Below are 11,069 nucleotides of genomic sequence, written 5' to 3' on the forward strand. Positions count from 1 at the left end.
TCAGTTGGCTAGAGTACTCGGTTCATACCCGATTGGTCGTTGGTTCGAATCCTACTGCCGCTACCATATGGCCCGTTGGTCAAGAGGTTAAGACATCGCCCTTTCACGGCGGAATCATGGGTTCAATTCCCGTACGGGTCACTTCTGTAAGAGCTCGGAAACAACGAAATATCGTTGTTTCCGAGTTTTTTATTTCTGCCCATTTTGGTGCTTGTCCGCTATTTGTCCGCTACTGCTCATTTTGGTAGCGGACTATTTGTTTTAAGTTGTTGTATCCTGCGGAAGAAAACTGAAGGCTCCGTCCATCGCCTGAGCCACTTTCGCCTGTGCAGTCTGGAACATATGAGAATAAATGTTCAGCGTAGTTCCTGAATTGCAATGTCCTAATGCTCCTGATACCGTTACCACATCAAGTCCCGATGAGATCAGGGCGGAAGCTGCGAAGTGTCGGAAGCTGTGAATACCGTAGAAAGGCATATCGTTCTTCTCACAGAACTCTTTCAGCCAGCCGTAAGGAGTCTGGTTATTCATGGGCTCACCGTTCCATTTAACGAATAAACGGTCAGTTTCTACCCATTTGTCGCCCAAACGGAGAGCTTCTTCGTCCTGTTCGGCTTTCAATTCTTTGAGTATACCCATGATGTACGGCGAGATCTTCAGCACACGCTTTGAACGCTTAGTCTTTGTGGTGTCGGTATATATGCCACGCTCTGCTGTATAATTCGACGTCCTCTTGACACTGATAATGTCATTATCAAAGTCAATGTCTTTCCATTCCAAGCCCAGCATTTCACTTCTGCGGAAGCCACTATACGCTATAAGGAAGAAAAATGCACGATATTTCGTTGACTCCCCGTTTATAGCTGTCAGGAGCTTTGCTATCTCTTCCTGAGAATATATAGGCTTCTCCTTGACCTCGCCTTTAGGAATTACAACTTTTCTGCATGGATTGTCTGATACTATGTCCATTCTTACCGCGTAGCTGAATACGTCCGATATAAGACTGAGATTATGACGGATTGTCTTTGGAGCGAGAGCTTTTCCCGTTTTTTCACTTGCTCCCTCTTTTGCGAGAGAATTCACGAAGCCCTGCAGCTGCCTTGCAGTTATCTTGTCGATACGCAGATGACCAATAGCAGGGTAAACACGGTGCTTTAGTTGTAGCATTCTCTCATAAGTCGTGCTTCTGAGAGTATTCTTTGCGTAGCTCTCGAACCATTCCTCAGCAAGCTCCTGAAACTTTACCGCCGAAGCTTTATAGCCGTGATTGCAGGCTTCTTCAAACATTACAGCCTGACGGTTCAGCTCCTTCTCTATCTGCTTCTTGCTCATGCCCTCGTCGGGCTTCCATGTAAATGATTGTTCCTTGTGATTACCGTTAATATCGTAGCCGCAGCTTACCCTTATAAGGTAGCTGTCGCCGCGTTTCTTTATGGTTGCCATAAAATACCTCCTATATTTATGACATACCCTTGTACATATATAATCTTACCGTAATATGATATATATGTCAAGTAACTTAATGTATCTTTCGGGTGTGTGTCATTGTTTTTAGTATCTTTCGCTGCAATCGGAGAAGAAAAATGCTATAAAACCTTATAATTACTAAGTGCTGCGAACATTTCCCTGACCTTATCCTCGTCTTTACTCTCATATGCGATATTGTACAAACTTTTGTCCTCTTTATTAGTAAAATAGGCGAATACAATGTCTGAGCCCATAAGAGTATCAAGCTGTGCCTTTGTCAGTTTCGCCTTAAATCGTAGTTTTTCTCCGCTAAGTGCAGCATTCTTTTTAAGATTATCGTATATCCGAGCGTTTTTCTGCTGCGGAGTCTCGACTTTCTTATCATCTTTTTTCTGATATATGAGCTTTTTTATCAGCTCCGACTTTTCGGGAAGAAAAGCGATATTGATCTTATCACCTTTATCAAAATAAGCTAACTTTATGCAGTTATCCTCCAGTATCTGCTTCTGTTCCGCCGTAACAACAAGATATTGCAGCTTTGTATTCTCCTGTGCAGCTGTCTCTTTAAGTTCCTTATACATGAGCTGATTTTTGATACGCTCACTTTGATCATCGAGTTGTTCGGACTTGCTCTGCATTTCAAGCAGCTCCAACAGGAACTTCCTGTCCTTGTCTTTGATAGTAATAGTCACGCTGTTGTCGGCTCTGCTTAGCTTTGCTGAGTACAGTATAGGCTGATTTATCATATTAAGGAGCATTTCCACGCCGACTTTGATACTGTATATATCTCCCGACGTTTCTTTCAGCTCCCGATAGCTTATATTCCCGTATACAAAATACGGCTTGGGCTTGGTAATTCTGAGCTGTCCCACCTTCCTGTAACGTACAGGAGGGGCTTTTTTCTTTTTCCGCTGCGATAACAGTGACAGCCACAGTATAGCTTTCAGCACAAAATCGAAGATATTATGAGAATACAGAATTTCGCGCTTTGCAGCGCTTATAAGCCGTTCCGTATTATAGTCACGGACGATATTGCCTGATGTTGACGGAAAACAACCGTTTTGTTTGAAAATGTTCTGTTCATAGTATTCCCAGTTGCTTTTCCCTGCGGTATGAAACGTTTTCGTACTCTTTTTTACTGTAACAGGCTTTTCCGTATTTGCCGTATAGTATCCCATGCTGCGTTCAAGATTCTCCTTAGTGTATTTACTGCCGAACTGACGGGCAAGAGTATCAACTCTTATGCCCTTTTTCTCACCGTTTTTCGTAACAGTGATGTGATTATCGGTATATCTTACGGTATAGCCCTTTTCAGTCAGAAAAGAAATGAGATCATCTTTGCTCCTGCAGCATTCGATAGCCTTATCCAGATCATGAACGAGGTTGACCTTCCACGACTTTCCCTTTAGTCCGAGCTGATATGTAGTCCTGTCAATGCCCTGATACTTATTGTTCTTTTTTATGATACCAAGCCCGTTTTCAAGGCAGAGTCGATCACTTTCCCTGCGTATATCGGAAAGGCTGCGCTTGTTGCTGTACCATTTCTGACCTGTCATGATATTGACCGAGTTGACTAAAATATGGTTATGGATATGTTCCCTGTCAATATGCGTTGCTATGGCTACCTGATAATTTGGAAACATTCTTTTAGCAAGCTCCACTCCTATTTTGTGAGCTTGCTCGGGAGTAATATTATCGTCCTTCTGAAAGCTCTGATAGTAATGATGTGCTATTATGCCCTTATCCTGATCAAAGGCTCTCCTCATAATCTCAAACTCCATGTATGCAGTCTGAGGGATACAATTGATAAAAGTCGTTCTCTCTCCTAAAGCCGTATCTACTTTTTTGAGATGCGAGAAGCTTTCCTCAAGATACTTTTTCATCTGTGAGAGCGGCATCGCCTTTTCCTGTTTGGCGATATACCCGATAGCGTTCTCCATGTGAGAACAGCATTTAATAGACGCTTTTCCTATGTATGCCATATTACACCTTTATTTCGTCATTTGTATTTCGGATAATATATATCAGCTTTCTTATCAGCTGCTGCACCTGTATGAGATTCTCATTAAGAGTTTTTATCTGCTTCTCAGAAACGCTCCTGTATGTATTTGCCACCAATGCCACCTGATTGACGTTAGTACCTATTTTTATTAGCTGCCGTATAAACTCCGACAGATCTTCTACGACTATTATTTTCTTCTGCTCTGAAAGTGCAAGAAGATATTTTGACATACTCATACGAGCTTCGGCAGCTCTTTTTATAAGGTTATCCTTTTCCTCAGGCGTGAGCCGCAGCTCCATTCTTTCTGTTTTGATTTTTGTCAATTCTTATCACATCCTTATTTTTTTATTCTCCATGTGCTGTTTTCACTATCGCGATCTCCTGCGGAAATCACGATAGTGGCAAGCACAGAATTTGTACGGACCTGTCCGTACATCATTCGCTTGTCAGGTAGAGATCCCTGATACCCTTTTTGCCGTTTTGGTAACGGCAAATATAAATCGCTTCGCTCACTTTTTTCTAAAATGGTATCAGCACTGCTGCCAGTGATAGCTTCACTTGGAGAAGAAAAAGTATAGCTTTCTCTTATAAGCGCTGATACCATTTTTACTGAAAAAGATCATGCTTCTTTCTTGCTGAAATATGCCACAAGGTCAGCTTTGTTTACAAGTATCTTTCCGTTTCTGCCTTCACCTGTGCGGACAGACTTCACCTTTCCCTGCTTTACAAGCTGACGTACTGTGTGTTCGGAAAGACCGCTTATAAGCTCTGCGCTTTCCTTAATTGTGAGCAGCTCCACCTTTTCGGTTGCAGGTTCTTTTGTCTTGTATGCTGCACCGACAGCGCCGCCATCAATGCTTTCCTGCAAAGCGAAAAGCTCATCAAATATATTATTGATAATAGTCTTTGTTGTATTATTCATAATGATAACCTTCCTTTTTTATAATTATAGTTTCATGAACTATCAGCATTTTCAGCACTATCGGTTCCCGAAAATGTCGATAATGTCGATAGTTCAGACATTGGGATTTATGAAAACCATAACTCCGCTCTTATTATTACCGTTCGCTCCTGATACTATCTCCCGACGAATATACCCGTAATCCTCAAGCATATCCACTGTTTCAGCGAAATCCACAGCATTTTTGAAAAGCGTACATCTGCACAGCTTGTACAAATCGTTCTGTCTGATACTATCAATATGCTTGGAGCGTATCTTATTCAGGACTCTCTCCGCCTTGACAGTCGCAATATCCACATCGCCCAGGCTGTATGCGTATATCGCCTGTTCACGGTAATACTCCGCAATAGCAATGGAATCGGTAAGTGTATCTATCCCTACATCTACAATATCGGGAAAATCTCCGTTTGAAAGGCATTTAACGCAATGAATGATACCGCATAGCCTTAGTATCAAGCCGTGATACTTGCCGCCCCAATCCTTGCAAAATGCCATATCCGTGAGCAATCTCGGTTCAATATGCCCGTTATAGTAGTCAACGAATTCTTTGTACGCCCTGTCATCAAAACGCAGATACATTTCGTCACCGTCATAACTGCAAAACTTGTTGGTCAGCAGATCAAATATCAGCTGTTGATATTTCTCAGCTACCGATTCAGGGACAGGCTGCGTATCATACCGCCGTGAGCCGATATTGCTGACGGGGAAACAATAAACAAAACGAGCTATAAGACCACTTCCGCGAAAGGCAGTATTGTTTATCATACTTTCAAACACATAGGGCTGACAAGCCAGACATATAGACATATATGGCTTTTTCAGAATAATGCTCGATCTTGAAGCGCGGTCACTTATGTATGTTTCACCGTTCCATGACTTCAGCAGCAGATCAAGATTGGGGATATTATTGTTATACCGTCCGCTGAAATTACCGAGCATTCCTGCCTCATCGGAGATCATAAGCAGTGTGCCGTTTTCTTCAAGCTGCGTTACAAGGGACTCTGGAGTAATATCGTCCACAACGATCCTGCGGAAATTGGCTGTAGGGATATTACTGATCTGAGTTTGTAATTCAGCCATTTCTTCGGCGGTAACATCTTCCTTTTTCTCAATAGCAAGTAGTTTATTCTCCAGTATTTTCTTTTCTGCCTGCTGCCTATATATATCTTTTTTGAATTTCTCGTTCCAATCATGGGCGAACAAAACATACGGGCGCTTTACCATTGCTATTACAGGAGACTTTTTGAAGCTCGGTTCTGCAACCGTCAGAGCATCAAGCACAAGCGGTTCAGTATGATCTCGCTTCGCAACTATTCTGTATACGCCTGAGAAGCAGTAACTCACCGCTGATATTATCGCCGTTCCTGCCATAGCAACGTCCGTTGATGTGGTAGTTGCAATAGCAGCAGCCATATCTCTTAGTACAGGCGGCATTGAATTTATTGGGAATGGTATTAGTTTAGTTCCGTCGGAACGTAACGGTGTGGGCTTTGCCCACGATATTTCTTTGTCCAAAGTTAAATCACATCCTTTTGCAACAGAGTACATAAAAGCGCTTTAATATGCATTTCTTGTAGCTTGTTTTATAATTGCAAACTATTGATTTTTTGAAGCTTCTATGCTAATATTATACCAACAGCTTGCAACTTTCAATAGTTTTGAAAAAGTAATACATGTACTATTTTTGGAGGTAGCATATGAAAAGAAAAATTGATCAAAAACTAACCAGAGAAAGAATCCTTTATTTGCGAAGAAAAAGCGGATACAAACAAAACGATTTAGCAATATTATTAGAAGGATCAAGAACCTATTACAATGCAATTGAAAAAGGAAGAAAAGAAATAAACGAAAAAATCATACGACGCCTTGCAAAGTTTTATAATATTGATTATGATGAAATCTGTATTTACGAAGAGTCCGAATATGATAAGCTTGAAAATACGATGAATATATTAGATTCTTATAGACCAACAAATTACTATATGGTTCGCCACGGTAATCTTGAGGAAGACATTGCTGATTTAATCAAATACTTTGAAAAATCAAATATTACTGAATATAACCTTCTTGATCCTATGCTTAATAATATTGGTTATGATGTTAAACTTATTAACATCAAAAAATACATTGAAAATTGGAAACATGAGGTGAATAACAGCATATCTATAGTGGATATTATTAAATCAAAAAAATTTCTTTCTTATTTAGGTAACGATTGTCACGACGCATGTATATTATTAGCTTATAGAGGAAATCAGTATTCAAGGTACTTAATTAGTATTGATAGATATCTCGAACTTGAAAACAAACTTCATGGTTTTCTTATATTCAACCTCGAAGATATTTTGGATGAGTACATTCAATTTAAAAAATCAATTCCAAAGCCTCCAAATACAACGGATGAAATTGATAATATAATAGCTGAAAATACGAAAAAGGAAGATCATGACAACGAAATCGATAGTCTTATAGGCTATAGTCAGGCAAAGCTACATCTTCTTAAAATAAACGAATATATAGGAAAATTTCTTGATATGGAAGATGAGCTAAAACGGAACACAAAAGAAAAAAATTAATAACCTGACCGTTACTTCAAAAAAATTTCCATAAAGCTATTGACATTTACGCTTTAAAGTGATAAACTGTATTTTAAGGAGGAGATTCTTATGGATTATTTTATCACACTGGAAATCGAACTTATGAATGAGGACGCCGCAAGTATAATGGCAACAATTTCACGGTATGTTATAGCCAAGAATATTCAGAATGATGAAAAACACCCACTTAATATCCTTGAAGATATGCTTTTTGATATTAAAGACTCCCTGATCGGCAGTAAAGAATACACAATGGAAGAATTGGAGCTAATTAAAGCAAAATTTGAATTTGCCCGTGAATACGCCGATAAAGTCATAGAAGCTGCAGAAAAGGAGGACTGAACATGAATACTGTCAACGAGAAAAGCTTTCCCATGGAGAAAGTAGAGAATGGAATTACCTACAGATTTCATGAGGAGACACAGACTTACCGTCCGTACTTCGCAGGAAACGAGGAGGAAGAACCTGTAGTAATAGGTCGCTTCGGTAAAATGAGAGAAAAATACCTGAAGGAGCATTACAAAGGAACTTACACTACAATGCTGCTTCTCAATCAGTTGACTCCGCACTTGAAAGCGATAGATGATCAGGCGTGGGAGCGATTTGACCAGATAGTGGAGCAGTTGGCAGAAGCGGACGGAACGGACGAGGAACTGAAGATGAACGATCAGCTCGAATGGGTAGGTCGAATGAATAATTATAGGGAGACAGCTCGGGAAATGGTTATCAAGGAATTAATAGAAACAGGCATTTAAGAAACTGTTGACTATTAACTCTGTTTGTAGTATAATTATCTAAAAGAGGAGTGTCCTGCCGTATAAGTGGAAATCATATAAAGCGGTGTTCCCTACCGTATAAGTGGGAGTTGTAAAAGCGGTGTGTCCTACCGTAAAGTGGAAGTTGTAAAAGCAGTGTTTCCTACTGTGAGTGGAAGTTGTAAACGTTAAGGGCTGTGATTATCACAGCCCTTTTTATTGTATATATGATATTATGTTTTTCAATTGAGCGTACCAAAACTAATGCTATTTAAAATAGTACCAAATCTTAATACTCAAATATACATTTTCAGTATTACTATCAGTACCAAATCTGACGTTCGTCTGATATGGTACAAAAAAGCGGCTCATAATGAACCGCTTCTTTATTATTCAATTATCATAGCCGGATCACACTACACCTTTCTCTCGCAGTAAACAATATACCTCTGACTATTGACTCCGTAGGGGTGACAGGTGTAAAGCGTGAGCATATCCTTGCCGTTCTGGATGAGTATCGGCTTTACGTCATCAGGCTCGATTATCATCGCCTTTTTGACTTCATATTCAAGAGTATACCAGAAATTCTCTATCTTGACTATATCTCCGGGCTCAAGCTTCTCCACATAGCGGAGAAAGTCCGAACCGCCAAGACCGCGGTGAACCGCTATTACGCAGTTTGTGTTTATACCGCCGATAGGATATGAAGTATTGGTAAGATGTCCGCAGCCTGCCATCATAGTATCATCGTTTGCGCCGAGGAATATGGACAGCTTCTGATTCAGCTTCTCGATCTCAAGAGTTCCCACGCTCTCTGACTTTATCCCATAGTCCTTAAGATTAATCTCGGGATACATATATGATGTCGAACTGTTCAGCGATTTCTGATTAGTATCAAAAAGCTCCTTATTGCGCCGCCGCATATACTGATACAGCTTATCCAGATAGGGCTGTTCTTCATCGGGTTCGGGATTAGTCAGAACCACCTTATACGGCGCAGGCTTACCCTCGTCGTCCACAGGCATTTTGTCTGCGTTGGGGAGCTTGCCGTTTTCGATAGCCTCCTCGATGAACTTGTCTCTTTCCTCCTCGAAGACCTGGATATTATCGTTTACCTTTTTTCTGATTATGATCCTGCTGACATAGGGGTACAGAAAAAATCCAAGTCCGATAAGAAATATCAGCAGCAAAAGAATTATCAGGATTCGTCGCTTTTTCTTCTTTTTGTCCTTTTTTTTCAATGTTGAGATCACTCCTAAAGGGGAAATGCCGCTTATAATAAGCGGCACTCCCTGTTGAATAAACCTTAGAGGTATCTAAATAGCATTCGAGAGGGTGTTTAATGTTGATTTAGCCTATTCGGTTCAGTTGTTTTCCTGCTCTTCCTCGTCATCGTCTCTCTTCTTGAGGATAATGAAGATGAAGAATGCTGTGCCAGCCATTAAGAGTATGCCTGTTATTGAGAATACTATTGTTGCTGTTGTTCCTGTGAATGGGAGGTTGAAGCTTGTGCTCTTAGGCTCGTTTACGAATTTAACTCTGTTAGCTATCGGATTATCACTATTTTGTCCAGTAACGGTATTGGAAATAGGTGCTGTAGCTGTATCGCTATCATAGATATTTCCATCTTTGCCAACATATATAGTTATTGGTACATCATTTAAGAGGTGATCTGGATCAACACCTACCTGATAAATCTTATAATAACCAGGTGCAAGATTAGAAACTGTAGCTATATAAGGTTCACTTGTTGAGTCAACTGGTGAAGCATATACTGTATTTCCAGTCATATCTCTAACTTCATAGCTTGCTCCGCCAAGTTCGCTATTACCATTTACGTTAGATATAGTAAATGTTCCAGGAGTTACCTGATCTTTAGGAGAAGTCGGATCATCAGGATCGGGTTCTGTGCCGCCTGGTGTAGGATATGTTATCGGAGTAGGATAAGTTGAACCAGGATCATCTGGATCGGGAATATCGGGAATATTAGGCGTAGGATTTGTATCATCAGGATCATAAGCATACTCATATCTTATGGAAGCTGAGTTGGTAGCCGTTGTATGTGTTGAATCTGTATTCTGAGCAGATGTTATATCGATAATCACTTTTGTCTTGCCTGTAAGTTCGGAGAGATCATCAATTGTAACTTTAACTGTTCCAGTGCCCGATACAACACTATAATCAGTTCCTGACGTCAAATCAGTAATTGTTGTTCCATCAGTAACACTTACCTTAGATACAGATACGCCTGACAGGTAAGTATATGTATCAGTAACGGAATAGCTTATAAGGTTTGAAGCCTTTGATGGAACGTCAGCCTCGATTTTCCAGTTATAAGCTGTTCCTGCACCGTCTTTGGCGATATTCTTACTAACTTTCAGTTCCTTATCGTTAGTTGCATTAACCGTTGCAGCGGTTGAACCATTAATCGTAAATCCAAGAGGTGTCTGATCGAGCAGATATCCAGTTGGCACAGGTGTTTGCTCTACAAAGTAATAATCACCCAAAGGTAAACCTGTAACAACTATCTGACCACTTTCATTTGTGGTATATGTCGCTGAGCCTGCTACCCATTTGTTAGTAGCATCTTTATAATATAATTTATATTTTGCATTTGAAACATAAACAGTTGGACTTGAACCTGCTTCAGTTTTTGTCAGTGTTACATTATGTTTATCGCCTGATTTAGGTGTTTCCTGGCCAGGATCTGTCGTTCCACTATCGTTATCATTGTTGTTCGTGTATTTAGGGTAAATATGAACATCTCTGTTTACGCCTACGCCATCAGGAACCGGAAGCTGTATGATAAATGCTTCTGCATCTCTGAAACGAGCATCTGTATCAGTCTTATCTGCTGGAGTTATTTTATAATATCCATTAGGAAGATTTGTTGCAGAAGCCTGAGAAGAACCACTGGCAGTAGCAGCGACTGCAGATACATCTGTTAATGATACAGCAGTACCAGAGCCAGTATAAGCCGAGCCATCAGAATCAACCTGAATAATATCAAACTTCATATTCGTATCTACAGAATTTCCAGACGGAACATTACCTTCATCTGCTGTTTTACCTGTCGGCGGCTTTGAGGCTTTTTGACCTTCCGCAGTATCATAGTCATTCTGATCTAAAATATATGGATGGATAAAAAGGTCATTCTTATCTGAATCACGCGCTACTGCGCTAAACGGAACGTACTGTGCCAGCATAAACGCTGAGATAGCTAAAGCTGACGTCTTCTTAATCATTTTTTTCATAAATTCAACCTCCTAAGATTATTCCTTTTCATT

Annotated in this window: 10 protein-coding genes and 1 tRNA gene; 4 read left to right on the forward strand and 7 right to left on the reverse strand. The window is 40.3% G+C overall.

The window, feature by feature from the left end; translation table 11 throughout:
* The first annotated feature begins 69 nt into the window (after nucleotides 1–69).
* A tRNA-Glu gene (locus tag K5677_RS03945) sits at nucleotides 70–141 on the forward strand.
* 120 nt (nucleotides 142–261) lie between these two features.
* Here K5677_RS03945 and K5677_RS03950 read toward each other — a convergent pair.
* From K5677_RS03950 to K5677_RS03970, 5 genes are all read right to left on the reverse strand, one after another.
* Complete coding sequence (locus K5677_RS03950) at nucleotides 262–1,443, reverse strand: tyrosine-type recombinase/integrase (protein WP_296724917.1); 1,182 nt, start codon at nucleotides 1,441–1,443, stop codon at nucleotides 262–264.
* A gap of 143 nt (nucleotides 1,444–1,586) precedes the next feature.
* Nucleotides 1,587–3,449 carry a relaxase/mobilization nuclease domain-containing protein gene (locus tag K5677_RS03955; RefSeq protein ID WP_296724920.1) on the reverse strand — a complete coding sequence of 621 codons (1,863 nt, stop codon included), beginning with the start codon at nucleotides 3,447–3,449 and terminating at the stop codon, nucleotides 1,587–1,589.
* A gap of 1 nt (nucleotide 3,450) precedes the next feature.
* Entirely contained in the window at nucleotides 3,451–3,792 is a 342-nt protein-coding gene (mobC, locus tag K5677_RS03960) for a plasmid mobilization relaxosome protein MobC (protein ID WP_296724923.1), read from the reverse strand.
* A 296-nt stretch (nucleotides 3,793–4,088) separates the two neighbouring features.
* A complete protein-coding gene (locus K5677_RS03965) occupies nucleotides 4,089–4,391 on the reverse strand; it encodes a helix-turn-helix domain-containing protein (protein WP_296724926.1) in 303 nt (100 codons plus the stop codon).
* 93 nt (nucleotides 4,392–4,484) lie between these two features.
* A complete protein-coding gene (locus K5677_RS03970; protein ID WP_296724929.1) occupies nucleotides 4,485–5,945 on the reverse strand; it encodes a YfjI family protein in 1,461 nt (486 codons plus the stop codon).
* 182 nt (nucleotides 5,946–6,127) lie between these two features.
* Here K5677_RS03970 and K5677_RS03975 point away from each other — a divergent pair, with 182 nt between their 5' ends.
* From K5677_RS03975 to K5677_RS03985, 3 genes are all read left to right on the forward strand, one after another.
* On the forward strand, nucleotides 6,128–7,006 hold the full coding sequence (locus K5677_RS03975) for a helix-turn-helix transcriptional regulator (RefSeq protein WP_296724932.1): 879 nt from the start codon (nucleotides 6,128–6,130) through the stop codon (nucleotides 7,004–7,006).
* A 90-nt stretch (nucleotides 7,007–7,096) separates the two neighbouring features.
* Nucleotides 7,097–7,369: a hypothetical protein gene (locus tag K5677_RS03980; protein ID WP_296724935.1), complete on the forward strand. Its 273-nt coding sequence runs from the start codon at nucleotides 7,097–7,099 to the stop codon at nucleotides 7,367–7,369.
* A 2-nt stretch (nucleotides 7,370–7,371) separates the two neighbouring features.
* Nucleotides 7,372–7,782: a TnpV protein gene (locus K5677_RS03985; RefSeq protein WP_296724937.1), complete on the forward strand. Its 411-nt coding sequence runs from the start codon at nucleotides 7,372–7,374 to the stop codon at nucleotides 7,780–7,782.
* Between the two features lie 416 nt (nucleotides 7,783–8,198).
* Here the strand turns inward: K5677_RS03985 and K5677_RS03990 are convergent, their stop codons facing one another.
* Both K5677_RS03990 and K5677_RS03995 read right to left on the reverse strand, forming a co-directional pair.
* Complete coding sequence (locus tag K5677_RS03990; protein ID WP_296724939.1) at nucleotides 8,199–9,023, reverse strand: class C sortase; 825 nt, start codon at nucleotides 9,021–9,023, stop codon at nucleotides 8,199–8,201.
* 123 nt (nucleotides 9,024–9,146) lie between these two features.
* A complete protein-coding gene (locus K5677_RS03995; protein ID WP_296724942.1) occupies nucleotides 9,147–11,036 on the reverse strand; it encodes a SpaA isopeptide-forming pilin-related protein in 1,890 nt (629 codons plus the stop codon).
* Nucleotides 11,037–11,069: the final 33 nt, after the last annotated feature.

This window comes from Ruminococcus sp., from assembly GCF_024684275.1.

What these genes read in the sequence shown, in the direction of transcription:
- K5677_RS03950 (WP_296724917.1), bottom strand. Translation starts at nt 1,443, where the DNA reads ATGGCAACCATAAAGAAACGCGGCGACAGCTACCTTATAAGGGTAAGC.
- K5677_RS03965 (WP_296724926.1), bottom strand. Translation starts at nt 4,391, where the DNA reads ATGAATAATACAACAAAGACTATTATCAATAATATATTTGATGAGCTT.
- K5677_RS03995 (WP_296724942.1), bottom strand. Translation starts at nt 11,036, where the DNA reads ATGAAAAAAATGATTAAGAAGACGTCAGCTTTAGCTATCTCAGCGTTT.
- K5677_RS03985 (WP_296724937.1), top strand. Translation starts at nt 7,372, where the DNA reads ATGAATACTGTCAACGAGAAAAGCTTTCCCATGGAGAAAGTAGAGAAT.
- K5677_RS03975 (WP_296724932.1), top strand. Translation starts at nt 6,128, where the DNA reads ATGAAAAGAAAAATTGATCAAAAACTAACCAGAGAAAGAATCCTTTAT.
- K5677_RS03980 (WP_296724935.1), top strand. Translation starts at nt 7,097, where the DNA reads ATGGATTATTTTATCACACTGGAAATCGAACTTATGAATGAGGACGCC.
- K5677_RS03955 (WP_296724920.1), bottom strand. Translation starts at nt 3,449, where the DNA reads ATGGCATACATAGGAAAAGCGTCTATTAAATGCTGTTCTCACATGGAG.